This is a genomic window from Streptomyces nodosus, from assembly GCF_008704995.1.
Classification (GTDB): domain Bacteria; phylum Actinomycetota; class Actinomycetes; order Streptomycetales; family Streptomycetaceae; genus Streptomyces; species Streptomyces nodosus.
The window spans coordinates 16,720-42,485 of sequence record NZ_CP023747.1 but is presented as its reverse complement, the minus strand read 5'-3'; the positions used below and the strand labels follow the sequence as shown (position 1 = coordinate 42,485).

Annotated in this window: 21 protein-coding genes and 1 pseudogene; 7 read left to right on the top strand and 15 right to left on the bottom strand. The window is 67.2% G+C overall.

Going from position 1 to position 25,766, the window contains the following annotated elements:
* Positions 1–55 precede the first annotated feature (55 nt).
* Complete coding sequence (locus CP978_RS00170) at positions 56–859, top strand: carbohydrate ABC transporter permease (protein ID WP_242647082.1); 804 nt, start codon at positions 56–58, stop codon at positions 857–859.
* 486 nt (positions 860–1,345) lie between these two features.
* On the opposite strand, the gene CP978_RS00165 is transcribed toward CP978_RS00170, so the two are convergent.
* The 9 genes and pseudogenes from CP978_RS00165 to CP978_RS00125 form a co-directional block, all read right to left on the bottom strand.
* Positions 1,346–2,644, bottom strand: coding sequence for a condensation domain-containing protein (locus CP978_RS00165; RefSeq protein WP_242647081.1), 1,299 nt, complete (start codon positions 2,642–2,644; stop codon positions 1,346–1,348).
* 77 nt (positions 2,645–2,721) lie between these two features.
* Positions 2,722–3,810 (bottom strand): hypothetical protein, encoded by a 1,089-nt coding sequence (locus CP978_RS00160; protein WP_221501836.1) that lies wholly within the window; start codon positions 3,808–3,810, stop codon positions 2,722–2,724.
* 5 nt (positions 3,811–3,815) lie between these two features.
* Complete coding sequence (locus CP978_RS00155) at positions 3,816–4,832, bottom strand: phosphotransferase family protein (protein ID WP_150478085.1); 1,017 nt, start codon at positions 4,830–4,832, stop codon at positions 3,816–3,818.
* Complete coding sequence (locus tag CP978_RS00150; RefSeq protein ID WP_150478084.1) at positions 4,829–5,839, bottom strand: Gfo/Idh/MocA family protein; 1,011 nt, start codon at positions 5,837–5,839, stop codon at positions 4,829–4,831. Before CP978_RS00150 ends, CP978_RS00155 begins: the two co-directional genes overlap by 4 nt.
* Complete coding sequence (locus CP978_RS00145) at positions 5,836–7,143, bottom strand: ATP-grasp domain-containing protein (protein WP_150478083.1); 1,308 nt, start codon at positions 7,141–7,143, stop codon at positions 5,836–5,838. Before CP978_RS00145 ends, CP978_RS00150 begins: the two co-directional genes overlap by 4 nt.
* Complete coding sequence (locus tag CP978_RS00140; RefSeq protein WP_150478082.1) at positions 7,140–7,415, bottom strand: acyl carrier protein; 276 nt, start codon at positions 7,413–7,415, stop codon at positions 7,140–7,142. Before CP978_RS00140 ends, CP978_RS00145 begins: the two co-directional genes overlap by 4 nt.
* 5 nt (positions 7,416–7,420) lie before the next feature.
* Positions 7,421–8,596 carry a radical SAM protein gene (locus tag CP978_RS00135; RefSeq protein ID WP_150478081.1) on the bottom strand — a complete coding sequence of 392 codons (1,176 nt, stop codon included), beginning with the start codon at positions 8,594–8,596 and terminating at the stop codon, positions 7,421–7,423.
* A gap of 7 nt (positions 8,597–8,603) precedes the next feature.
* Positions 8,604–9,860 (bottom strand): MFS transporter, encoded by a 1,257-nt coding sequence (locus tag CP978_RS00130; RefSeq protein WP_150478080.1) that lies wholly within the window; start codon positions 9,858–9,860, stop codon positions 8,604–8,606.
* Positions 9,861–10,548: 688 nt separating this feature from the next.
* Positions 10,549–11,316 (bottom strand): annotated as a pseudogene (locus tag CP978_RS00125) (transposase family protein).
* A 1,417-nt stretch (positions 11,317–12,733) separates the two neighbouring features.
* Here CP978_RS00125 and CP978_RS36000 point away from each other — a divergent pair.
* The 5 genes from CP978_RS36000 to CP978_RS00105 all read left to right on the top strand — a co-directional run bounded on the left by CP978_RS36000 (position 12,734) and on the right by CP978_RS00105 (position 15,788).
* The gene (locus tag CP978_RS36000; RefSeq protein ID WP_260421446.1) at positions 12,734–12,868 is read left to right on the top strand and encodes a hypothetical protein; all 135 of its coding nucleotides are present in this window, start codon (positions 12,734–12,736) and stop codon (positions 12,866–12,868) included.
* Complete coding sequence (gene rfbA, locus CP978_RS00120) at positions 12,865–13,749, top strand: glucose-1-phosphate thymidylyltransferase RfbA (protein ID WP_150478079.1); 885 nt, start codon at positions 12,865–12,867, stop codon at positions 13,747–13,749. The genes CP978_RS36000 and rfbA overlap by 4 nt, the downstream gene beginning before the upstream one ends.
* Before the next feature lie 21 nt (positions 13,750–13,770).
* Positions 13,771–14,778 (top strand): dTDP-glucose 4,6-dehydratase, encoded by a 1,008-nt coding sequence (gene rfbB, locus CP978_RS00115; RefSeq protein WP_150478078.1) that lies wholly within the window; start codon positions 13,771–13,773, stop codon positions 14,776–14,778.
* Positions 14,775–15,161, top strand: a complete 387-nt coding sequence (locus CP978_RS00110) for a hypothetical protein (protein WP_150478077.1) — start codon at positions 14,775–14,777, stop codon at positions 15,159–15,161. Before rfbB ends, CP978_RS00110 begins: the two co-directional genes overlap by 4 nt.
* A gap of 102 nt (positions 15,162–15,263) precedes the next feature.
* A complete protein-coding gene (locus CP978_RS00105) occupies positions 15,264–15,788 on the top strand; it encodes an RNA-guided endonuclease TnpB family protein (protein ID WP_242647080.1) in 525 nt (174 codons plus the stop codon).
* Between the two features lie 60 nt (positions 15,789–15,848).
* Here the strand turns inward: CP978_RS00105 and CP978_RS00100 are convergent, their stop codons facing one another.
* Positions 15,849–16,907, bottom strand: coding sequence for an isopenicillin N synthase family dioxygenase (locus CP978_RS00100; protein ID WP_242647079.1), 1,059 nt, complete (start codon positions 16,905–16,907; stop codon positions 15,849–15,851).
* Positions 16,908–17,343: 436 nt separating this feature from the next.
* Between CP978_RS00100 and CP978_RS00095 the strand changes: the two genes are divergently transcribed.
* Positions 17,344–17,619: a hypothetical protein gene (locus CP978_RS00095; RefSeq protein WP_150478075.1), complete on the top strand. Its 276-nt coding sequence runs from the start codon at positions 17,344–17,346 to the stop codon at positions 17,617–17,619.
* Positions 17,620–18,716: 1,097 nt separating this feature from the next.
* On the opposite strand, the gene CP978_RS00090 is transcribed toward CP978_RS00095, so the two are convergent.
* The 5 genes from CP978_RS00090 to CP978_RS00070 form a co-directional block, all read right to left on the bottom strand.
* On the bottom strand, positions 18,717–19,904 hold the full coding sequence (locus CP978_RS00090; protein WP_242647078.1) for a VOC family protein: 1,188 nt from the start codon (positions 19,902–19,904) through the stop codon (positions 18,717–18,719).
* A gap of 849 nt (positions 19,905–20,753) precedes the next feature.
* Positions 20,754–21,809, bottom strand: a complete 1,056-nt coding sequence (locus tag CP978_RS00085) for an ROK family protein (protein WP_150478074.1) — start codon at positions 21,807–21,809, stop codon at positions 20,754–20,756.
* Positions 21,806–22,927, bottom strand: a complete 1,122-nt coding sequence (locus CP978_RS00080; RefSeq protein ID WP_150478368.1) for a sugar phosphate nucleotidyltransferase — start codon at positions 22,925–22,927, stop codon at positions 21,806–21,808. Before CP978_RS00080 ends, CP978_RS00085 begins: the two co-directional genes overlap by 4 nt.
* A 4-nt stretch (positions 22,928–22,931) precedes the next feature.
* The gene (locus CP978_RS00075; RefSeq protein WP_242647076.1) at positions 22,932–24,191 is read right to left on the bottom strand and encodes a sedoheptulose 7-phosphate cyclase; all 1,260 of its coding nucleotides are present in this window, start codon (positions 24,189–24,191) and stop codon (positions 22,932–22,934) included.
* A gap of 646 nt (positions 24,192–24,837) precedes the next feature.
* Positions 24,838–25,146, bottom strand: coding sequence for a hypothetical protein (locus CP978_RS00070; RefSeq protein WP_150478073.1), 309 nt, complete (start codon positions 25,144–25,146; stop codon positions 24,838–24,840).
* Between the last annotated feature and the right edge of the window lie 620 nt (positions 25,147–25,766).

The following is a 25,766-nucleotide window of genomic DNA, read 5'->3' as shown; positions in this document are numbered from 1 at the left end:
GACCCCACGGACCGCAACGTCGCCGAAATTCCATTCGCGTAGGCGTGCCCGGTACGTGAACGGCACTAACCTGTCAGTCCTCCTGGTCGTCCTCTTCGTGTCGCTCCCGCTGTACTGGCTGGTCGCGACGTCTCTGAAGGGCACCAGGGAAGTCGCCACGGCCAACCTGTTCCCGCACGCCCCGACAGGGAGCCAGTACAGCACCGCATTCTCGACCTACGACTTCGGCACTTACATCGAGACGTCAGTAATCGTCGCGGTGGCCACCACCGTCCTGGTCCTCCTGCTGGGGATCGGTGCCGGGTACGCCCTGGGTCGGCTCCCCCTGCGTGGACGCAACGGCATCATGGTCAGCCTGTTGATGATCTCTTTGTTCCCGGCCGTGGCTCTGGCCGCGCCGTTATACCTCCTCATGCGAGGTATCGGCTGGCTGAACAGCTACCAGGGGCTCATCCTGGCCTACACCGCCATGACACTGCCCTTTGCCATCTGGATCCTGCGCAACTACTTCATCTCCATTCCCAAGGAGATGGAAGAGGTCGCGAGGATGGACGGCGCGTCGCCGCTGCGCACCGTGGTGTCAGTGATCCTGCCTCAGGCCACCCCTGGCATCTTCACAGCGGGGATCTTCACCTTCGTAGCCTCGTGGACGGAGTTTCTGATCGCGCTAACGCTGAACAGCGAGGACCGCTACCGCACCATCCCGGTCGGGATCGCACTCTTCGGAGGCCAGTTCACCACGCCGTATGGGACGATCTTCGCCGCGTCGACCGTGGCGATGCTGCCCATCGCCCTCCTCGTCCTCGTCTTCCGGCGTGCGGTGGTGTCCGGGCTGACGGCGGGAGCCGTCAAGGGCTGACCGGAAAAGAGCTGTTCCTTCCGTCCGTGTCGACCCGAACCGGCAGCCAGGCGCGACAAGGTTCGATCGGGCCGGGGCCCGCCCCAGGGCCGCTTCAAGGGCTGTACCCGCGTTGTTCGCGGTGACTCGGTCGCGCCTGGCACCGCCGTTTGCAGCGCCCTGTCGACCAGTGCGGGACATGGTCGACAGGGTAGGACGGCGGCCGGTGAGCCGGGCGACCAGTCGTCTGATCTCGCCGAGGCTGTGGATCCGCCGACCGTTGGCGCCCCCGCACGAGCCGCGTTCCACTTCTGTCGCGGCAGGCCGGGAAACTGGTCGTGGAAGACGTCGGCTGGCGCCATGATGGCGGCCGTTCGTCGCGGTTCGACCGGGGACCTACCGCCGACGCAACACCGTCGAACGCTGCTTCAACTGCGTCGGAGCGCCGTCATCAGCAAGGATCTCTCTGCCGGTTCCTGAAGGTGATGTCGCCGTAGTGTTTCGGTGCTACGTGTTGGCCTGCTCGGTGAATTCCTTGATTAGGTCCATGTAATCGGCCAGGAACGTGTCCGCCCACTGTGGGCCGTACCGGGAAGCGTCCGTGCGTAGTTCCACCAGGACACGCTCCCTCTCGTCCCGCACGAGCAACCGCACCCCTCCCCGAGGTACCTCGTTGCGCGGGATCCGGATCATCGTCACCCGCAGGGCCTCGTCGGTGAAGGACCAACCAGTTCCGGCCTCCGACACGTCGAAATTGACGTACTCCGGCACCGCCCCGGAACCGACCCGGTGACGCACTCCATAGCGCTCAGGGTCGAGTTCCCGCGTCATCAGGGCATGCGGCAACTCCTGGTGTCGGAGTGTGCCGAGGAGCGTTCCGGTCTCACGACGTACGAGTTCGGTGAAGGGCGGCGCGTCGCTCAGGTCGGTACGCAGGACGCATGGTGTGGCGAAGTAACCGACCGAGTGAACCACGTCACTGCGGTGGCGGTTGCTGATCGAACCCATGACGGCCACGTCGCCGGCCTGGTCCGGGTTCATGCCGAGGGCCAGACGGCGTCGGCGGACGACATCCTTCAGAGCGGCGGCGGACACGGCCGTCAGGGTCACGCGTTGCTGCCGCGCGGCCTGTCGTAGCCGAGTGCACGACGACGGTTCGATCACGGCGCGGCGTACCAGAAGTTGGCGGCTGGCCATGGGCCGATCCTCGTCAGCCGCCGGATCGCGCAGGTGGGAACGGGGAATCGCGCCGACTCCGTCAAGCTTGCGGCGCCAGTACGACAGAAGCCTGTCGAGGGTTCGTCCCCGCAGGTGGAGACGCTCGGAGTGGGCGAAGTCGAGGAACTGGGTGTTGATGGCCGGCAGAGTCGCTGAGTCGACCGCATCCGCCGCGTAGAGCCTGAACAGGTCCTCTGCCATGATCCGGCAAGACTCGCCGTCGACGATGATGTGGTCGACCACGCATCCCACCAGGTGCAGCGCCGGGGAGATCCGCACGCACAGCAGTCGCAGGAGCGGGCCGTTCGCTAGGTCGAAGGGCACCTCGGCAGCCTCGGCGACCAGGGCCTTGGCCTGTTGGAGACCGGCGGCGGGGTCGTCGGTCCCGGCTTCGACGACGCGGAAGCCTGCGTTGTCGGCTGTGCGCAACGCAGCGGAATCCACCGCTAGCTCGGGGCCCCTGGGGAAGATGAGGCGCAAGCTCTCGTGACGTTCCTGGAGGGCCACGAACGCTTGCCGAAGCCGTCCCGTGTCCAGCGGGCCTTCGACGAGACAGCCGAGGGCCAGGATGTTGTTCTGGAGGTGCACGTCCCGTCCGGTGGCCAGCCGTTCCTCCTGGGTGAAGGACGCCCTCAGCGCCGCCCCGCGATCGACTTCGACCAGTTTCATCGCATACATGAGGATCCTTCCCGGGTGCAGAGCACCTCCGTCACGTCGCGCGGGCGCCCCGGTCCCGCGGCGGCAGCGAGCAGGGCCTCATGCCGTGGGCGCAGGTACTCGGGATCGAAACCGGCGTTCCGCCACTGCTCGTACCGAACGCCGAAGCCCAGGTTGCACCAGAGGCGGGCGTTGTGCTCCTCGTGCTGTCCCGAGGGTTCGAGCAGGACGAGGGGCGTGGCGGACCACAGGGAGTCCAGGAGGGTACCGCCGCCGGGTTTGCTGATCATGGCCGTCGCCTCGCGGGCCAGGTCGAATGAGGAGTGGTGGGAGGTGCCGCGTCGGTATTCCACCGTGTCGGGATCCCGTCCTGGTGCGAGGAGGCCCAACGGCGGATAGCCGTCGTCGTGCCATGGGTGCCAGGACGGATCCATCAGGTACGCGCGCGTTCCCACGGGCGCGGATGCGGCTTCCTCCGGCTCGTGCACGACGAGGTTGAGAACATGCCCGGCAGCAGCGAGGTCTGCTGCGCGCTCTCGATAGGTGCCCATACCCCAGCCGCCGCCGTGAACGAGGAGCCGCCTGCCGCGTTCGGCCCACGGCACCGGCGGGCGGTGTGTGACCGGGATTGTGTACGGCAGGTCGCCGGTGACCGACGAGGCGAGCCTGATCACCTCCGTGTCGGCCGCAGCGGGACCGGCGCGGCGGAAGGACGGGGAGTCCACGGAGTCGACGTGGCACACGGTCACTTCCGGAAGCCGCAGGCTCATCGCGGACAAGCGTCGCAGCGCGCCCAGCCAGAAACCGGAGAACACCACCACGCGACGCACGCCGAGTCCCGTCCAGCGCCGGTGCAACGCGACGAGCGCCGAGTCGTCGACGGCCTGGGCCGGGTCGGAAGCGAGGCGCTGGCCCACTCGTGCGACGCGGAAGTCCCGGTGGAACACGCTGCGGGACGCCTCGATCATGCGGAGCCGGTCATCGGGAAGCAGTCGCTCGATCACCTCCACGACGGCTTCCGCTCCGCGTTCCTCCAGGCGGGAAGCGAGCAGCAGACCCGGTACGTGGACGCCGAGGGCCACGCCCGAGGTCAGCATCGCGATCACGGTCGACCGGCCAGGGCGGACGCCACCGCGTCGAGACTTACCGACAGGTGGCCCCCGACGTGCTGCCGGGTCCAGGCCAACTGTTCCCGGGGATAGCGCCGGGGCACCGCCTCGACCAGCATGATCAGGTACAGGTAGCAGCGGTACAGGTGAAGGCGCAGGCGTACGGAGTCGGTGAACGTGGCATCGCCTCCGGCTGCCGCGTATCCGGTCAAGAAGGCGTCGTCCTGCTCGATGTCATCGAACAGTGCGAGGGAGACGAACTCGGCTACCGGGTCGCCCCAGAACATGCGCTCCGCGTCTATCACTCCACTAAGGATCCTGGCCCCCGGCGTGCCGTCGAGCAGCAGGTTTCCCTGCCACAGATCGAAGTGGACCAGGGCGGGGCGGGTCACCTCGGTCAGCACGTCCCCGGTCTCGGCGATCATCTCCCGAACCTGCTCCACGGGCTGGGGAAGCTGTACTCCGTAGCGCTCCGCATCGTCCAGGACGGCGTCGGTCATGGCGGTGAAGGTGCCCCTCCAGTCGGCGGCCGACGGGCCGAACGGCCAGGCGGGATAGCCGAACTCCGGCCCCGTCGCGGTGTGCAGCCGGGCGACGACTCCACCCAGCTCCGCACGGAGCCGCGCCCGTTCCCCGGGTGCCAGGGACGCGTCGGCCTCGTTCCACGGGACACCGGGAAGCTCGGTCATGATGAGTCCCGACACGATCGGTGGCTTACCGCCGGTTTCCGTGTGGACCAACCGGGGCAGCGGTACACCCGGCACATGCCGCGCCGCCCTGTAGTACTCGGTCTCGCCGCGCAGCAGGTTGTGCTCGTACCGCAGTGTCGCCCCGCTGCCTGCGGACGGCGGCCGTTTCACGACCCACCGCCGCCCGTCCCGCAGCACCAGGCGCAGTAGGGAGTTGTACGTGCCTCCGGCCAGCGGCGTACACTCCACCACATCCGCCGGTGTGACCGAGACCGCCGTGAGCACGGCGGTGACCGACGGGTCGAGGTCCTCAGGACTCATGTGTGCTCCATGTCGAAGACGCCGGCGCGGACCTCGCGCCGCGCCGTCCGGTGAATGCCTTCCATCGTGGCGATCCTTGGCCGGGCCGCCGCCAACTGCGCACCCCAGTGCCCTGCGCGGCCGCTCATCAGGTCGGCTACGCGGTCGAGTTGCCGTTCGTAGTACGACACTGGTTCCGTGCGCGTGATCTCCGTGTGTCCCGTCGTGGTGCGCACGGCGACGTTCAGCGGCACCGCGCCCGCAGTGGGCAGGAGGACCCCGCGGACGCGCACGTGTGCTTCGTCGAACTCGAAGACGTGTTCGGCGGTGTGATGTGCGGAGAAGGAACATGACAGGACGGCCTTTGCCTCGCCCAGGAGGGGCAGCTCCGCCTCGAAGGCATGGTCGACGCCGCGCAGCTCTGTGCACTGTGCCGTGCCGATGCCGCCAGAGGGAGGCAGCCCGACGGTGTCCTGGAGCGCCTGGAGCCAGTAGCTCGCCGAGTCCAGAAAGATTCCGCCGCCGAGCTCGGGCCGCAAGCGGTAGCCGCCGGGGGCAGGTACCTGGAACGCGAACCGGCTGCGCACACCGTGCAGCCGACCGAACCTTCCTGCATCCAGCATGTGCCGTACGACACCGTGCCAGGGATGGCGCAGGGTGGGGAGCGCCTCTAGTGTCCGCCCTCCGTGCAGACGTTCGGCGTCCCGCAGCGCGTCACACTCCGCGAGGCTCAGGCACAGGGGCTTCTCGACGAGCACCGTCTTGCCCGCGGAGGCGGCACGTTGCGCCCAGCGGGCGTGCGCGGAGTTGTGCAGTGAGATGTAGACGATGTCGATGTCCTCTGCTGCCACCACGTCCTCGTAATGCGGCAGAGCCCTGACGCCGTGCCGCTGCCCGAACGCCGTCGCGCGGTCCCTGTCGAGCGCCGCCACGGCACGCACGGCGATGTCGCGCCGTCCACGGCTCGGGGCGATCACCGCACGCACCGCGATGCCGGTGGCACCGATCAGGCCGATGCCCCAGGTCACGCTGCCCCCACGAGGGCGACGCCGGCCGACGAGGCGACGGCCAGGGTGCTCGATCGCACACGGCCGAACGACTCCGCCGGGCAGATGGCTGCGCAGATCAGACGCCCGCGGGGAGCCACGAGGGAGCCGCCCACCAGGGGGAGGACGCCGGGAACGCCTCCACCCTCGTAGAGCAGGCCCGCCGCGCGCAACGCTCGCAGGAAGAGGTCCACGGTGAAGCCCTCCGGGACGGTCACATCCTGCTGCCACAGATGACTGCGCAGGCCGTGCTCGCGCACGCGCTCGTCGAGCCGCAGGTTCAGACCGCCCATGGACATGCGGGCGTTCACCTCCAGGATGGGGATCCAGGTCCCGTCCCGAAGCACCATGGAGTCGATGCATGCAGGGCCGAAGTACCCTTCGCCTGCCAGTCGGCCAGCCACGGTGTCCAGCACCTCCGGGAGGGAGGGATGCACCAGTGCACTCGTGAGATCGCGCGGTGCCGGTCCGGATATTGCGTGGCGATAGCCGGCGTTGGTCAGGTTCTGCACACCGAGCAGCCGCCAGGAGCCGTCACGGTCGAGGTGGAGGTGGCTCGAGAAGTCTGCGACGCGATCGTAGCGCGGTTGCACCACGAGTTCGACGCGCAACCCCTGTTCCTCCTGGCCACGCAGGCGTGCGACCAGCCGGCCCAGTCGCCGGTCCGAGGCCACCTCCAAGGTGCCCCGCCCAGCCACCCCGTAGGTGTCCTTGACAAGGACGACCGGGTAGCCCTGGTCCGCAATGGACCGTACCGTGGCGTCCAGCTCCGCCGCCGAGCAGACGACGTGACCGGCACCCGGCAGTCCGTGGCGTGCAGACAGACAACTGGACCACGCCTTGCCGTTCACCCGGGCCACGGTCTCCCCCTGCGGTACAGCATCTGTGTGGCCCGTCAGCTTGGCCAGCTCAGTCGTTCCGGGAAGGACCGCATAGGGTGATATCTTCCTGAACCTACCCATCTCGGACAGTAGTTCAGGGGCTCCAAGAAGCTGATGCTCCACGTCGGCGGTGTTGTCCGGGCCGCCTACGTGGCGATGCGCGCAACCGAACCCGGCGGTCTCGAGGGCACGGCGGTGTGCCTCGCTGACCGGCCTCCGGGTGACTAGCAGGTCGCCCGGAGCGGCAGCGGTGACCAGCGCCTCGTCCATGCAGGCCACGAGACGGTCGGCGATCGGATCGGGCAGTTGGGGCAGAGCCGCGAGGTCGTCGGGACGCCAGCACTGCTCGGCGTCGAAGGACCCGAAGTACACGGCCTCATCGCGGGGCGGGCGCGAGGTGCTCACTGCTCGTGCACCGGCTGTCCCAGGACCTCGGCCGTGAAGTAGCGGACCGACCTCAGATGGTCGAGACTCAGGGTCTCGTAGTCCAGCTCCACGTCAAACTCGTCCTCGACGCCCAGCAGGAACTGGATGGCCTGTAAGGAGTCCAGGCCGAGTTCCTGGACCATGTCCGCGTCCACGGTGATCTGCTCCACCGGGACTTTGTCGGCCAGTACTTCCGCAAGCACGCTCCGCACGCGGGCTTCTGCCTCGGTGACCTGAGTGGCGTTGCTCATGGAACTCACACTCCGTTCAGGTAGAGAAGGATGCACTTGGAGCAGACCGGCATCATGCCGGTCTCGGCGAGGACGGACCGGACCCGGCGGAACCGTTCGCTCTGCCACAGGTCCACCGTCGAGGACTGGTACAGGTTGCCCACCACGAACTCCGGAAAGAACTTGCAGGAACTGACGTTCCCGTCGGCGTGCACCTCCATCCGGTTGGTCACGGCGAGACAGCGGGTGCGTCGCTGTGCCGGGCGGGAGGTGCCGAGGATGAACGACTCGACCTCGTCCGGCTCCAACTGCGGCTGGTAGCGCACCCGGGGGCGCCAGACCCGGTCGGCCAGCCGAGCCATGGAGTCGCGCAGCGCAGGCAGCAGTTCGGGGGGCAGCTGGTACGTATACGAGTGCCAGGTGGGGCGCGCGGTTCCGGTCTCCGGCGACAGCCACGCGAAGTGCTCGCGGTAGACGGAGTCCATCGCCTGTGCCACCTCGGGGCTGATGTACCAGGGGAACTGGAAGTAGACGGTGTTGACGTCCAGTTCCTCGGCCCATTCCATGAACTCGTACATCCGGTGCACCGTCACGTGCGAAACCATGCAGGACAGCGACAGTTCACCGCGGAACTCGCCCTTGCGCTTCATGTCGAGCATCGTCTCGATGTTGCGCACTGTGCGCCCGAAGGTGCCTTTACCGCGCAGCTCCTCGTGATCCGCGCCGAGACCGTCCAGACTGACCAGCAGATTCAGGTTCTCACCGATCCGCAACAGGTCGTCCGTCCGGCGCCGGAACAGCAGTCCGTTGGTGCACATGTTGACGGTGCGAGGGTAGCGCTCGATCAGGCGCGACACGTCGGTGAACCGACTGTGCATCAGGGGCTCACCGCCCCAGAGGAAGAGTTTGCCGCGCACCGAAGCGGTTGCTTTCAGCACGTCCTCGACGACGGACAGGTCGAGTTCCGTCCGCTGCTTGTCGATCCCCCAGTCGCGGAAGAAGCCCTGTTCGTTCCACTGGTAGCAGTGCGTACAGCGGAGATTGCACTTGTAGGTGAGTTGGAGGCTGACTTCGCGAGGGACGTCCGACGCGTAACCGGCGTCCCGGCGCAGTCGTGATCGTGACTGCGACCGGATCGACACCGTGTGTGTGATGTCGGAGAACTCCTTGGTGGTCAGGGTGCGACTCGTTCGAGGGTGCATTCTGCTCCTAGGCGTCACGGGCTTCGAGTGCGTTGGAGGTCGGTTCAGCCGGGCTGCTCGCCCCCCGGGGCAGCTGCACGGCAGGCAGGGTGCGTACGGCGGGCACGAGCAGCAGCGCCATACAGCCGACGAGCAGTGCCACGGAGGACATGGACAGGACGGTCGCGGTGCCGATGTAGCCCGCGGCCGCTCCGGTGAGCGCCCGGCCGACGGGCATGAGACCGATGGAGCCGATCATGTCGTAGGCGGTGATGCGGCTCAGCACGTGCGGGGGCGCGTGGGACTGTACCGAGGTGGACCACATCACCGCCCAGTAGGCGTTGGCGGCGCCGCCTGCAATCATGGCCACCGCCACGAGCGCCGCCGGCAGGTCGAAGCTGATCACGACCGGCAGCGGGGTGAAGCCGAGCAGCGTCAACAGCCCTGTCCGCAGGGGCCGGCCCGGCGAGGCTCTCAGGGCGAGCAGCCCACCGAGGACGGCGCCCAGGCTGAATCCGGATATCAGCCAGGCATAGGCCGACGCACCGAACCGGTCGATGAGCACGACGGCCTTCAGCACGTCGAACGGTCCGAACACCACCAGGCCGAACAGCGAGAACACCGACACCACGGACCACAGCCACGGTCGGGCGGTGAACTCGTGCCATCCTTCTCGCAGTTGCCCCCAGAACTTCGGGGCGGCTGCGACAGGGCCGGACCCCAGCCGGATGCCGGCCAGCAGCCAGGCGCTCGCGGCGAACGTACAGGCGTCCAGGGCGATGACGGCCGCGGCATCCGTGACGGCGATGACTACACCGGCCAAGGCGGGCGCGCCGAGCGAAACCACCGACTCCACCGTCCGCACCGTCGCATTCGACTGCCGCAGCCGGTCCGGTGCCAACTGCCTCAGCATGTTGGAGACTCCCGGCTGGAAGAATGCTTGTGCCGCGCCTGAGGCCAGCGCCGGCACCAGTATCTGCCACAGGGGCGGAGGCCCGGCCAGCAGCAGCGCCGCCAGCACTCCCTGGAGCACGGTGCGTACGACGTCAGCGACGACCATCGGGGTCTTGGGGTTGAAGTGATCGAGGATCACTCCTCCGAATGGCATCAGCAACACCACGGGTGCCAAGGAGGCCCCCATGACCACACCGACATCGGAGGCGCTGAAGTCCTTCTGGAGCATGGCGGCGGCCAGACCGATGGGGAAGACGGTGTCGCCGGACCGGGAGAGCGCTCGGGCAATGACGAACCTGCGCGGTCCGGAGTCAAGCCCTGGAACTCTCATGGGGAGGCGGTTCGCCTTTCGTCTCAGGTGGTGTGGACTGGGCGCGACGTCGGCTCAGGAGACCTGCACGCTCTGCTTCTGGAACAGTGGCAAGGTGCGCTGCACCCGTGGTGATCATCGCCGCGCAGGTGCGGTACGGACGGTCGTGGAGGCAGTCGGCCGGAGGATGCTGACCAGGGGGCGGCCCCGGCCGGGGCGCGACCGAACCTGCTTGCGAGCATGCTGTTTTCCCCTTGCTCGTTCGTCCGTCTATCAAAGTGAGTCGACTGAGAAAGCCACGCGCCGTTCTAGAATCAGGTGGTCGAGGGCGACCGCACGTCCGGGCACGGGGAACAGCGGCACGCGGGGCGATCGTGGGTCTGCATGACGACCCGCCGTCAGGAAAGACGAGTATTTGCTGCAGCGCCTTACGAAAGTGAAGCGTGCGGCTTTTTTCATGTCAACAGTGCACCCCCGAGTAACTGATCGTTTCGGAATGAGTTTTGCAGGCGGCGGAGGCGTATGAGGCCGCAGGCCAGTTCGAGCAGGCCCTGATGGGGGCCAGCGCGATTTCGTGACGGACCCGGAGCCGTTCGAACAGGTGCAGCCGGGTGTAGGCGTGCTCGACCGCACGATGCATCTTGCGGTCCTGGGATGTGAGCGGTACCGCGACGGACCGTCACCGGCTAGACGCAGTGAGGCTTTTCCATCATTGGTCTGAGCTGGCCAGATGCAGGGTGAGGACGGCTTGGACGAGGCAGGTGTTCCGGGTGGTCGAGCACCGGAGTTTGCGGAGGAGTCGCCAGGACTTGGGGGTGGCCATGGCCTGCTCGACGAGTGCGCGGATCTTCGCGTGGGACCGGTTCACCGCCTGCTGGCCGGTGGAAAGGGTCTCCCATCGCCCTCAGCACGGGGTACGGACCGTGCCGCCGGCACCCCGGTAGCCTTTGTCGGCCCAGCACTTGATGTCGGCCTCGGCAAGGGCGTCGATGATGCCGTGTTCGCGGGCCGCGCGGACGTCGTGGACGGCGCCGGGCAGGGCCGGCGAGGCCCACAACAGCGGGCCGAAGGGATCGGCGAGGACCTGCACGTTCATCCCGTGTCTCTTGTGTTTGCCGGAGTAGAAGGGCCGGTCCGCGGCGATGCGGTCGATCGGCAGGAGTGTGCCGTCCAGGAGCAGGTACGCCTTCGCCGACGCGGTGCGGACGGCGTCGGCCAGGCTGGGTGCGAGGGCGGCCAGTAGGTCGACGGCCTCGGTTACGTAGCGGTATGCGGTCGTGGTTCCGACGCCGAATCCGGCCGCGAGCTGGGCATAGGTATGCCCCACCCGCGGATGGGCGAGTGTGAGGAGGGCCTGACGGCCGGCGTTCAGCCGCCGCCAACGGGAGCCGATCACACGGCGGTGCCGCCGCAACTCCTGAGCGAGGAAGCGAAGGGCAGAGCTGGACACGTCGATGCCGGACGGGTAAACAAGCACGTGAAGCCTCTGGTGGAGACGGTTCTCTTGGTCGAAAACCCATCTACCAGGGGCTTCACCACGTTGTCAGCCCAACTGCCAAGCTTGGACCTCAAGTTGGAAAGGGCTCAGTGCCGCCCACAGCGGGCGATGCTTGTCGAAGGCGTGGCCCCGGTAGGTGTACAGGCCCCGCGACTTACGGTGGGGCGTTCCCGCACTCTTCGGATCGGTGGGACCGTGTCCAGCGGCAGGAGCCGGCTGACGTCGTGCCGGTTGTCGCCGATGAGCGTGACAGCGAACCGAGTTCCGTGACGGTCGACGATCGCATGGCGTTTCGAGAGCCGGGACGGGCGCGGTCGACGGGCGAGGGGCCGGTGTGTGATCTGCCTTCGAGTGCCAGGACGTGGGACACGTCCATGGTGCAGTCGCCCAGGTCCAGCAGGCCGTCGCCCCGGAGCGGTCCACGGTCTCCGCGGGACGTCGCACCAGGTGACAGGCCCGCAGCACTTGCAGGACGCCGGCGGGCGCCGCAAGGACCGTGAGCGACCCATGAGAAGCGCAGGGCACCATCACGCCTGTCTGGACCACATATGCTGAGATATCTCATCAAAACATATGTTATCGGGTGAAGTGGAAATGAGGGTCAGCAGGCTCGACGAGGGCAGGCCCGGCGGCGTTATTCGATCGACTTTCTTGCCCGCTCGCCGGAGGGGGGCTCCATGTGTCATCGCATGGGTCTTGAGCTGCCCGTATTTTCGTGACACTCCAACGATATCTGACCAGCACTTCCCGGCGGGGCCTCCGGCGGGTGTCGGCAAAGTATAATAAATGGTATAGATCAACCCTGATGGACGTGGCCTGAAAGTAGTTGTTAAATTCTACTGCGAGGATCTACGTTCTTAACCATGGCGAATCATCGCGAGAAGTCGCACCGCAGCGCCGAAGGAATTCCTCCCTCGGTGGTGTGGTGGTAGACATCTCGGCGTCCCTGACTTACCTGCCAGGCTTGAGGCGGGTGATCGAGCCGCGTCATTCTGTGAGAATCAGAGAGTGATCGCTGCTCGCCGTTCGCCCACTAGTTTCTGCTTACCTCAAAAAAATCTGAGTAGATCCAGGAAATCGGCTTCCGGTCCACAGGGCGCACGGGGACAGCGACCTCGGACGCGGTCCCGCCGAGACCGGCTGCCGGATCCCCGCGGTCGAGGCGCACGGCGCCGACACCGTCCGGACCGAACGCCAGAATGTCGACACCACGTACGTGGTGTGTCCGGCGTGACCCCGGCTTGTAGGCATGGCGGCGTCATCGAAGAACCCGGCCCTGTCGTGCCGGCAGGGCTTCCTGGACGATTCGCCGAGCGGAGTACCGGCCGAGCGGGCGGTGGAGCATCTCGTACCGGCTTCCTTTCCTGTTCGCTCACCACTGGGAGCAGCCGTAACGATGCGCGAGACAGACCACTTCAGGTCCGAAGTGAACCTCGGCCGGTCAGAAATCGCCCCCTGGACCCTCACTCCGGCCCACGAGGACGAGGCCGTCCGGCGGATCAAGGACCGGCTGCCGGAGCAGGCCCCATGAAGGGCATTGTTCTGGCTGGCGGCAGCGGCACCCGGTTGCTCCCGCTCACCTCCGCCGTCTCCAAACAGCTCCTGCCGGTCTACGACAAGCCTCTGATCTACTACCCGCTGTCGGTGCTGATGCTGGGTGGCATTCGTGAGATCCTGCTGATCTCATCGCCGGATCAGCTGCCCCTGTTTCACACACTATTCGGCGACGGCAGTCGGCTCGGACTGTCCATCTCCTACGCGGAACAAACCCGGCCCGACGGCATCGCGCAGGCCCTGACCATCGGTGCCGACCACATAGGCACGAGCTCTGTCACGCTGATCCTCGGCGACAACATCTTCCATGGCCCCGGCTTCTCCCACTTGCTTCAGAGCAGGCTGCGGCAGGTCGCCGGCGCGCTGCTCTTCGGGTACGCGGTCAGTGATCCCCAGCGGTACGCAGTTGGAGAGACCATCGAGGACGGAAGCCTGGTCTCCATCGAGGAGAAGCCTGCCGAGCCGCGCTCCAACCTGGCACTCACCGGGTTGTACGCCTATAACAATGACGTCGTGGACATTGCCAAGAACCTGCGCCCCTCGGCGCGCGGCGAACTGGAGATCACCGACGTCAACCGCGCCTACCTGGAGCAAGGCCGTGCCCAACTCGTCCGTCTGGGACGTGGATTCTCCTGGCTGGACGCCGGCACGCATGACTCTCTGCTCCAAGCCGCCAACTACGTACAGGTCCTGGAGCAACGGCAGGGCATGCGAATCGCCTGTCTGGAAGAGATCGCCTACCGGATGGGCTTCATCACCGCCGAGGAATGCCAGGAACTCGCTCTCCGTATGGGGCAGACCAGCTACGGCCACTACCTCCTCGACATCGTCGAACGGGAAGCGACAAGAAGCGACTGAGCAACACAGGAGGGGTGATTCGTGCGCCTCGTCGTCACCGGAGGGGCCGGCTTCATCGGCTCGCACTTCGTTAAGCACCTCTTGGCTGGCGTGTACCCTGCGTTCCGCACCGCCCATGTCACCGTACTCGACAAGTTCACCTATGCGGGAAGCCGCAGCAACCTGAGTGAGGTGATCGACCATCCGCGGCTGACTGTCGCGGAGGGAGATATCTGCGACGACCCCCTGGTGGAGCGTCTGCTGGTCGACGCCGACATCGTCGTCCACTTCGCGGCCGAGTCGCACGTCGACCGGTCGATCGCCGCGGCTGACTCGTTCATCCGCACCAATGTCATGGGCACCCACTGCCTGCTCGCAGCGGCGCTAAGGGCACGGGTGGCCCGGTTCGTGCACATCTCCACCGACGAGGTGTACGGATCGATCGCGGGGACCGACCGTTGGGACGAGCACTCTCCCGTCGCACCCAACTCCCCGTACTCCGCCTCCAAGGCCGGCTCCGACCTGCTCGCCCTCAGCTACTACCGCACCCACGGCCTGCCCGTCTGCGTCACACGGTGCTCCAATACGTACGGCTCCCACCAGCACCCGGAGAAGGTCATCCCCCGCTTCGTAACGCGTCTGCTGAGGGGAGAGCGAGTCCCCCTGTACGGAGACGGCTCCCACGTACGCGACTGGCTGCACGTCGACGATCACTGCCAGGGTGTCGCCCTGGTGGCAGCCGACGGTACGCCAGGGCGGGTGTACAACATTGGAGGAGGCATCGAACTGAGCAATCGGGACCTGACCCGGCGCATCCTCGCCCTGCTCGGCGCGGATTGGTCCCAGGTCGAGCACGTGGTCGACAGAAAGGGCCACGACCTGCGGTATGCCCTGACGGCCGACAGGATCCGCACTGAGCTGGGGTACCGGCCCACTGTGGCCTTCGATGACGGTCTGGCGCGTACCGTGGCTTGGTACACGCGTCATCCGGAGTGGTGGGAGCCACTGTGCACCGTCGATTCCTCCCGCCTGCGGGAGGTGCCTGCATGACGTCGCGAGTCGGCGATCGCCAGGAGCGCTCGAAGGTCCACCGGCCTGCCTTGGCCGCGTCGGACGAGACATGGGACGGGTTGGTCACGGCCTCGCGCAGAGCCCGGATGACACATGGCGGTGTGCGTATGGGCAATGCCGTGCCATGGGACGGTGCTGTCGGTGGCGCGGTGAGCGGCGAAGAGCCGGGTGACCGCGACTGTTCGCTCGCCTGGTGCGTATCGAGCACATTCGTGCACAGCCGGATCTCGGATCCGCTCTGCCGCCTCCAGAAGTCAGGTTGCCTTGGCGGCACCCCGCCTCACCGGTTCGGCGAGCCGCTTTTCGTCGGTGACCGGCCGGCCGACGTTTCCGGAAACGGCGACGAAGGCTGTCCGTGGTGACCCCGCACCGAACCCTTGCGGTGGAAGTGATCGGCATGCCCGGCGCTTACGACGACACGACCTCGAACTTCGTACGACGAAGTCGTGAAAATCCACCACCGCGTGGCGAACCTCCGCGCGGACGCCCTGCACAAGCTCACCACCGCCGTGGCGGCCGAGTACGGCACCGTCGTGGTCGAAGACCTCAACGTCGCCGGGATGCTCCGTAACCGGCGCCTGGCCCGCCGTATCGCCGACGCCGCACTCGGGGAGATCCGCCGCCAACTCGCCTACAAAACCCAGCGCAACGGCTGCCGCACTCTGGCCGCCGACCGCTGGTTCCCCTCCTCCAAGACCTGTTCCGGGTGCGGCGCGGTGAAAGCCAAACTGCCACTGCACATCCGGACATACGAATACGGCGCCTGCGGCCTGGACATCGACCGGGACACCCCAGCGGTGTCGAAGCCTCGTGGAGCCGACCAGAAACCCGCACCACCCGCCGTAGCCGCAAGGCCACGACAGGGCGGGCAGGTGGCGCAACCCTGCCGCAGCAACGGCAGACGGAAACGAGAGACCGTACTCAAGCCGAAGCCCTTACGCGTCGGTGACGAGACGGACCTTCCTGGCCGGAATGCTAAGAGCCCTTAAGGCTCAAAGCAACGGGCGTGTTGATCGGTGACGATCAGGCGAAGTCGTTCCCGGCGCCGGTCACTGGATCCGTTTGGGCGGGGCGACGTTGGGGGGCGGTTGGTGATCCACGGCCGGGCTGCTTCCGGGGGCGCCAGCAGGGCCATGACAGGACAGCTCACCCTGGAAGAGCCCGTGGCCCTTCAGATCGAGCAGCATCTGGACGTTCTTCTCCAGGATCGTTTCACCAGCGATCACGGTGGGCATGCCCGCACCGCCGCCGACCGGCGCGGCGAGCGGCACGATCTCCGCTTCCGGATCCGCATCGAAGAAGTAGACGAGGGAGACCATTTCCTCCTGCGGAGCACTCGCGCTGGGGGCCAGCACGCGGTGCAGCAGTGAGCGCCACCGTCCGTTCGTCCACTGGTTCGTCAGATCGCCCAGGTTCACCACCAAGGTTCCCTCCACGAACGGCGGCGCGAACCAACCGTCCTCCTCGTTCCACACCTCGAGGCCGGAGACACCCTGTTGGCGGTCCAGCAAGGTGATGGTGCCGAAGTCAGTGTGCGGACCGACCCGCATCTGCCCCTCGGCCGTCGTGCCGACGGTGTCCAGCGACGGATACCAGTTGATGCTCTGTGTCCAGGTGGCACGCCCACATCGGGACGTGAAGAAGGAGGGCTCAAGGCCCAGCACCTCGGCCAGCATCTCCATGACCGCGCCTGCGACCCGCGTCATGTGGCTCGTGTAGGCGAGCGCCGCCTCCCGAAGCTCCGGCAGTTGCGGCGGCCACTTGTTGGCAGGGTAGTACAGGGCGTCGAAGGCGTCGTCCCCGGTACGGTGGCCCGGACCCATGTGGAACGCCTCGTGTAGATCAGGAGCGCCCCCCGTGCCTCCGGCAGCGGCCACCTGCTGCTTGCCGAGGCCGCGCCAGCCATTGTCGTGCGGGCGCTGCACGGCGTGGGGCTCCTTCTGTTCCCACGGCAGGTCGAAGAAGGCGCGCCCCGTCGTGCGCAGACGCGCGGTCAGCTCCGTCGGCACGCCGTGGCCCGCCAACAGAAACACGCCCGTGGTGCGCAGGACATTGTCGATGGTCTTCGCCAGGGGTGCCCGGTCGTCGGCGTCGGCTGCCTGCCACACCTCCAGGTCGACGACGGGAACACTTGTGGTCATAGTGATGGTCCCAATCCGTGTGTAGGGATCCAGCCGGGCCCGGGTTCGGGTGGCTGGTCTGGCTGATGGATGGGTTCGTGCTGGCCCGCGGGCGCCGGTGAATCCCTTGAGGCTCCCGGCCCCTGGGGGCCTGACGAGAGACCGGTGACCGCCGGAGCCCTCGGGCGGCCACGAACCCATCCGGAACCGATGTTCGTCGGTCGTCCTGGTGCGAGCCTGCCGCAGGGCGACCCGATTGCACGGACGCGCCAGCCCATCGGCCGTTGTCCGATGACCCCGGCCTGGCCCGTGCCGCCGCCGTTGCTCGCCCGCGCCAGGCAGGACGCGGTCTGGAATCGCCGGCAGCCGGTCGATCAGGTCCGCTCGCTGCTGCGCGAGTACCACAGCCGCCCTGGACCCCCTCATGGGCAAGCGGCACGGCCCGGCCCACGCTGAGGCCCGTGTCGCCCTGGCCACGGGCTCCGATCCCCGGCCGGAGCCGTCCTCCCTGATCTCCCCCAGCTGCGGTCCGCACCTGAGCGAGCCGGCCACCAGCGGGGAACTGATGCCGGGACCGAGCGCCTGCGTTCCGTCTTCCGCGCCGAGCGCGCTCGCCGACCCGGAGCTGTCGAGGATGCCCCGGGACTCCTCGTCGAGATCGGAGACGACCGCACACGCCTCGCCGACGCCCTGGCACTGAGGGCATACTCCAGTTCCGCACCGGTCACCCGCCGACAGTCCTTCGACGAGCGGCATGCGTTCACCTCCAGTCCTTCAGAGGCCCTGACCACGGCGGCTTGACCTGTTCCGCACGCGAGATGTCTCTCTGACGCGCTGGCATGGCACGGCGGTGCACCGGAGCGGGCGTGAGTATCGCAAATGAGGGCGTTGACGAACTCTCCGTCCTCCCGCAGCGCGGCGGGTGGTGCATACGCAAGAGGGGCCATGGCACGGATCGGACGGGGAAACGAGTGCCCATCCGGTAGGCGAAGCCGTTGCCTCGCCGTCGCATCCCTCGAAGCGCTCGTCCGTGCCGCCGATGCGGTGGAACGCGCTCGCGCGTGCTCCCACACAGCACCCCGGTGGCCGCCGCAGGACGAAGGCCCACGCATGATCCGGATCCACCTGCGGGGGGGCCTGCCCGCGAGGCGGTGCCGGATCGCCCGGCTGGTGGGCGCCTCGTACACGCACCGGATGTCTCGGTGGCTGAGATGACCCGTCGTGCGAGGCGCTCGGAACAGTGGGATCCCGCCTGCTGGAATCGCGGTCTGCCAGCGTGCCGATATCCAGGATACAGATCACCTCCGCGTCGCCGGGCGCATCGACCACGCCCACGTCCACCGCCCGGGACTTGTCGGGGTCGCCGTTCTCGTGGGCGAGGAGACACCGTCGGCGACAGCCTCGATCGCCTGACGGTTGCGCGGCTCCTCATTCGTCCCGACGGCTCGGTAGCTGTCGCACGGAGCCCCCGCAGACAGGCCGGCAGCTCGCGCAGGCGCCGCCGCGGCCCGTGAACACGAAACGACACGACCACGGTCGCCCGGACGTCCGCGTCTCGTCCATCGTCGGAGCCAGTGTCGTGTCCTGGTACACGCAGCCGATGTGATGGCCGAGCCGTGAGCGGGTGCTTGACCGCCGCCGCGATCCGTGGTTCAAGGACGAGCCATGCCGAGTCCGGTGCCGTCTGCCGGTACAGCTGTCCGCGCTCCCCGTGGAAGATCTGTGCCTCGCGGGCCTGCGGATCAGCAAGGACTGCCAGGGTGGTGACACCGGCCGGTACGGTGGGAGCGACCGGTGTCAGGGCCGGCATGAGGTTCCTCTCCCCCGGGGACGCCGCTGAGTGCTCGATGCATCTGGCCCGAGGCTGTCCGGCACAGTGTCCCGGGCGGGCCGGGGTGGCGTACGGTCGGTCCATGACAGCTCATGCGCGGCCCTGCGTCGGGCGGCGGTGGTGCGTTCGTAGGGCAGTGCGCCGTCCGGCATGCGTACCACCTCCACGTACAGACCGAACGGGGCGCGTGTGTACACCCATCGGTCGCCGGTGAGTGGCCCCTCGTCGATCGTCTCCGGCTGGCCAAGCACGGCGCAGCCGTGCGCGGCCAGGTAGGCGGCAGCCACGTCCACGTCGCGGACGTGCAGGGCGAGATGGCTGCCGCCGACGTCGCTGTTGTGCGGAGGGTGTGGGTTGCCGGCCGACGGCCCCTCGTAGCAGGCCAGTTCGATGGTGTCGGTCGGGCCCATGCCCAGCACGGCCCGCCGCAGGGTGCCACCGGGCGGCACGCCGAGCGCCGCCGCCATGTCCATGGGAAGCACGCTCTGCTCGTTTCGGTACAGGGACTCGGCGCCCAGGACATCCACGAAGAACTGCTCGGCCGCGTCGAGGTCCGTGACGGTCCTGGCGAAGTGATCGACGCCGACTGCGCCGGGCAGGCCACGTCGGCTCCCCGCGCCGTCGTCCCGGTTGCACCATGGCCCCGGCGGTCGGCGGCGTGGTGTGCCGCCACCCGCCTCGTACGGCAACACCTCAGGTACGGAACGCAGTTCGAGGGGCGCGCCGAACGGCGAGGACAGTCTCATCCAGTGCGTGCCCGCATCGGGCTGCCCGTCGGGGACACGGAGGACCGGGCCGAGTGGGTTCACCCCCGTTCGACGTGTGAGTTCGGCGGCGGCCCGTGTCACGTCCGTCACATGCAACGCGAGGTGGACGTGCCCCGCATCGTGCGGTGCCCGTGGCGCGGCGGTGTGGTCCGGCGACTCGTAGGCGAACAGTTCGAGGTTGGTGTCGGGTCCCAGGCGGACGAGGGCGATCTCGGCGCTGGCTCTCGGGTGGACGTCGAGGTGTACGCGCATCCAGTTGTCGGCGTGCGCCAACGGCGCGAGCCGGTACACGAGTTCGCCACCGAGTGCCGTGACGGCGAAGTCGATCGCGGCGTCCAGGTCGGACACGGTGAACGCCAGGTGGTCGACTCGTTGGGCGCCGGGCACCCCACGCGGCGGCGGTCCTTGGCCGTCGCCACACGAGGACGAGCCGGCATCGGCGGAAGAAGGCGCGGCTGCTCCGAGCGCGCGCGGGCGGTCGGGGGAGAGCAAGGGCTGCCTCCTCAGGCTGGTTGATGGGTCGATCGCTGCGAGCCGTCCGTGTGGACCGCGAGGCGTGCGACAGATGGCGGGCGCCTCGCGAACCTCACGGACCTGAGGGAGCGCGAGGCCGAGGGCGCCAGCCAGGCAGCTGCTCGGGGGCCTGCTCGTACACCGTCCTGCGGCCCGTGACTCGGTCGGATCCGCCGGTGTGCAGAGGGACGGACCCTTGTACCGTCACGAGCGCGCTCGTGACGGTACAAGGACCGGAGTCGTCCACCAGTCACGGGGGCGCGCGCACCTCGTGGCCCTCGACCGGTGCGTGCGCGCGCCGAGCGAAGAAATGCAGCCGGCCGAAAAGCGTCAGGTTCTCCGGGCCGTGGACGAAGCCGACTCGCAGTACCGTCAGACTGGCCGGCTGTTGCTCCGCCCTGCCGTACGCGCTGGCCGACGCCGTTCGGCGGGTGGCACGTAGGCCGTTCCGCCTCGACATGTCCTGTCACGGCGTCCTATGGCTCCCCATACCGGGTGACGTCCGAGGGTCCGGACACGAGGACGGCCTGCCCGGTGTCGCAGGCGGCCAGCACCCGGGTGACGTCCCCGGGCGGTGTCACGTCGAGCCGTTTCCACGGGACACCCTCGGTAAGCGTATCGGACCTCGGCCGCGTCCTGGAGACAACCACGACGACTTCCGCAGCCGACGCAGTCCTGTGGTCAGCGTGACGCCCGTGGAGCCGTTTCCGACGATCAGCGCGGTCATGCCGTCGCCTCGAGGGCCCCGGGAGTGCCGAGGCGATCTGCCGCCAACTGACCGATGCCGATGAGGCAGTGGTCGTCGTCGTCCTCGCCCAGCGCGAGCATGGCGCGCGTCGCACGCTCGTCCAAGCCGAAGCAGCCGATCCGCACCAGTTCGTCGCCGAGCAGCGTCAGGAAGGTGTCGCCCAAGGCCAGGGCGAAGCCCCCGACGAACAGGTAGCGGCGCACACCGATCGCGGTGAAGAGCAGGCTCACCGCGGACGCAAGGGGCTGCAGTGAGCGGCGCAGCGACTCCCGCGCGAACCTGTCGCCTGCTCGGGCCGCCGCCGCGAACGCCTCGTTGGTGATGCCGTCGGGCACGCCGCCCGATGGCTCGGCCAACGCCGAGCGCGCGAAGGCAACGGTGTCGGCTGCCGCCGCCGCGCGCACCGCGAATAGCGCGCCGCGTCCTGACGCGATCGCCCCGAGGTGGCCGCGTCCTCCGCACTCGCACGGCGCGGCGTCCTGGGCGGGGTCGACGAGCCAGTGGCCGATCTCCCCGCCGTACCCGTGCTCGTCGATGACGATCTCGCCGTGGCGGAACACCTTGTTCCCGATGCCCGAGCTCACAGTGGTCAGGCAGAAGGGCTCGGACTCGGCCGAGGCGTAGCGCCAGGCCGCTGCGGTCACGTCGTTGGCCGCTACCACTGGCAGGCCCAGATGCTTCGCCAACACGTCCGCGATGGGCAGTGGTGCCGCAGGTCCTCCCCACAGTGTCGGGCCAGCAAGCACGACTCCGTCGGACGTCATTGGCCCAGCGAAGGACACTGCCACGGCCTGAGCAGGTGGTTGCCCCGGACAGGCGAGGCGAGCCGCGATCTCCCGCCCGAGCTGCTCCACGACCCGGTCCTGGAGTTCCTGCGGGGCGAGTGCCCCGTACCGACCGAGTCCGTCGGTAGGCACCCGCTGCACATCGCGCACCTCGGACGTGCCCGCCCCGATACGGCCCACGCGCAGGGTCGTACCACCGAGGTCGGCCACCACGAGGTCACACGGCGCGGGGATGAGTGCCGTCACGGTGCGACCTCTTCCCGTGCCGCCTCGCACTGCTGGACGGAGCCGTCCTCCAGCACGACGGCCGACGACAGGCGTGCTCCGTCGGGTACCCGGGCGCCCGGCAGCACGACGCAGTCGACCACCTGTGCTCCGGGACCGATGCGTGCGCCTGGGTACACCACACTGTCCACGATCTTGCCCTCGTTCACCACGTCGGCCGCCACGATACTGGCGTGGCCGCCGGGCCCGTCTAGGACGAGGCGCCGCGGCACCTCGGGGGCCACGGTGAGCGGCATGTCGGCCAACGCGAGCGTCGGCTCGGCCTGCAGCAGTCCGCGGTGAGCACGGTGGTAGCGGTCCACGGTGCCGATGTCCTCCCAGTAGCTCTTGACCTCATACCCACGGATGAATTCGCCGCCGGCCAGCATGGCCGGGATGACATCCCTGCTGATGTCGTGCTGCCAGTCCGTGCCGTTCAGCTGTTCCAGGTAACGCCGCAGCGTTGCCGCGTCGAAGAGGCAGAAAGCAGCGAACACCAGGTCGCTGGTGGGGTGCTGAGGCTTCTCCTCGAAGGCTGTGAGCAAGCCGTTCCTGTCGAACTCAACCATGCCGAACAGGTGCACGTACCGCCGCTCGATGCGCTGATACGAGACGGTCAGCGCGGCCTTTGACGCGCGGTGCTCGCGGATCATGCTGCCGTAGTCGAAACGGTAGACGTGGTCCGCATGGAGAACGAGGATTTCCGAGGCCGCTGAGTCACCCTGTCCGAAGATGTACTCGGCCTTGCTGAGCAGTGCGTCGGCTGTGCCGCGCTCCATCGGCCACGTGCGCTCCGGCATCTGCTCGGGCAGCTCGCCCGGTGAACTCCGGTACACCGCGTCGTAGGGGCCGAAGTGTATTCGAAAGTCGTGGTGGCGCCCGTTCCACACCAGATGCAGGTCGTCCATGAGGTGGCGTTCCTCGTACTGGGACAACAACAGGACATCCCGCAAGCCCGACCGGTGGACGTTGGCGATGCTGAAGTCGATCAGGCGGGAGGTGCCGCCGAACGGCACCAGCGGCTTGAGCCTGCCGTGCCCCAACGGCCCCATGCGCCGGCCTTCGCCGCCCGCCAGCAGTACGGCACGTACTCCGTCCATGCCCTCAGACCCCCAGATCCAAGGGACCGCGCAACGTCGGCTGCTGCGGCGCCTGCTCATGCTCGGCGAGCATGAGCAGCGCGGCTTCGACCTCCTGCTGGGTGAGGTCATCCACGAACACGGCGTCGCCGATCCCCCGAGGAAGGGGCAGGTGCTGCCGGCCGTCCCGATGCTTGACCGTGTCCGCGAGCGCCCTGCGCATCAGTTCCGGCGTGCACACAGGGTGGAGCACAGGCAGGTGGAGGACGCGCATGACATCGAGGACGCGGCCGAGCTCGGCCACGGTCAGAAGCCCCCGGTGGTGAGCGAGGACCGAGCTGAGCGCCATGTCGACGCAGACGGCCTCGCCGTGAAGCAACTCGGGCAGCGCCGCCATCTCGACGGCCGGCGAGAAGGAGTGTCCGAAGTCCACCAGGCGCCGCAGCTGGTGCTCCCAGAGATTGGGCTGGAGTTCCTCCAGCATGCCCTGGACCGCCCGGCGCAGCACCGTGAGCGCCGCACCTTCTGCCGCGTCCTCGCCCGGCTGCATCCGCTGCTCGACCAGACTCGCGCCGTACTCCGCCAGGAGTTCGAACAGTTCGGCGTCCTTGATCAGGGCTATCTTCAGGATTTCCGAGAGGCCGTTGCGTAGGTGCCGGGCATCGAGCGTGTTGAGGAAACCGGGGTCGATGAGGGTCAGCGACGAAGGATGATAAGTGCCTAACCGATTCTTGTGCTCACGGAAGTTGACACCCGTCTTGGCACCGATGCCCGCGTCGACCATCCCGATCAGGGTCGTGGGTATGCGGACGTACGGCGTGGCCCTGCGGTACAGACTCGCCGCAAGCCCGACGACGTCCGTGAGTACCCCGCCGCCCATGGCGAGTACCGGTGCGTGGCGCCGCGGCACACCGAAGGCGTCCATGGCGTCCACGACCTCGAAGACGGTGTCCATGACCTTCACTGACTCGTGTGCGTCGATGACGCATAGGTTGAACTCCACGTCCTGACTCGCCAGATAGGCGGCGAGCTGCTCGCCGTAGAGAGAGTGCACCGTAGCGTCGATCACGATGAGCCGGCGTGCAGGTGCTGCACCGGACGTGACGGCACGGGCGAGCGCCGGATTCGCCGGATCGAGCAGCCGCGGCTGCACCATGACGTCGTAGCTCACCTTCTTGAGTGCGCTCACCCGCCAGGCTGCGCCGTCCTCCGTCTCGTAGTCCTGCAGACGATCGCCAGGGGCGGAAAGGCTCTTAGAACTGGTCATGGTTATGGTCATGGTCATCGACCCTCTCGTGGTGAAAAGGAGGAGCGGTGGGCATGGACGGAGACAGTCACAGGAGCGGTCACGACATCGTGGCTGCTACGTACGCGGTGCGAAGACGACTGTCACGTGGATGTGCACCGGGCGAACGCAACTCTCTTGGTGACGAGGCGACGGGACGAGACAGCGTGGTGGCGCTTCGGGCGACGGGGTCGGAGGCGTCCCACAGCAGGTGACAGGAGCGGCACACTACTGCCGACGTTAGATGTTTGATCGCGGTGATGGGCGGGCTTTCACCCGTGGACGCGACGCTTCTGCCTGTCCGGCTTTCTGCGCGCCGTGTCTGCGTCGGGCGGTGATGCCGGTACGGCATTTCCTCCGCGGTTTCGGCTCACTCGGTGGTGAGTGATCCACACCTTATTGATCTAAGGCCGCGCACATGACCTTGTCAAGAGACACATAGCGCCCTATGTCCATTTTAGTACGTATTGACAGACTTGCTCGTACCACTGGTGTCGGCTGAGGCCATTTTTCGGTTGTCGGTCGGGTGTTCCATATCGCGCAAAAAGGTGCAATATACCCCCGGGTGGGCGAGGTTCGCGTGGGTACGAGAAGTGTCACAGGGGCGATCGAGCCAAAAAAACCACATCCTTGACAACAAGTTGTTTCACTGCCTGTAATAAATGAAGATCTGAAGCTCGTGAGTCATCCGCAGCAAGGTGTGGAGAAAGATGCTCCCGTACGTGAAGCGCGCGGCTGCGACCATGCTGGTTACAGACACGCAGCGGCGAAAATTAGACTGGGTTCCGGAACCGTCTCCACGGCGCCAGTCGCCTGCGATGAAAATCTTGATTTCTGCGACAAACCTCGGCGATGCCAGACCTGCGCCGTAGCATTCAACGCTGGTCAGGGCCGGCACGAGAGCGTCAGCGGAAGCCTTCGCTGATGCTCGGGCTTCGACCTGTGTGAGTTGCATGTATGTTGGCTGATTTCTCTTTCTCCTCTGGTGCCGCGTGATTCGGCTTGTGTCGCTTTTTCTGCTCTTGGCTCGTCAGGCAGTGCATGAACCTTTTTTGGAACAGATGGCGAGTTTATTGGCGTTGATGGCGAACTGGCAGGTGGCGATGTATAGCCCCTTGCAGAGCCATATCGTGTTGTGGCGGGGGAGTGACGGGGTCGTGAGGACAGCACTGAACCAGAGGTCGTGCCCACGTGAACGTTGGAACTACACCAGGTCCTGTCATTGAGAAAAACGGGCCAGCAGGTCTGGCGCAAAAAAAGCGGCGGAGACGGGAAGGGCTGGGTGCTGCCACTGCAGGCCACGTGATCGTACCGAGTTGGGTGCTACGGCTGCAGAAATCGGCCCTGTTGTACGGACTGCCGCGCACACTGGCCGATCATCTGAATCGGCATGAGGGTGTCGAGGTCTCTTTGACCATGCTGCTGGTGTCTGGCGGGAGAGGAATCTGTAGCCGCACCGGTCGGACCTCTTCAAGCTGCCGAAGGACTGGCATGCGCGGAGAGGCCGCCAACATCGTCGAGCTCTACCTGGCGTCCGGGGGCTGCCGTCCTATCGGTTGACGAGCGGACCAGGCA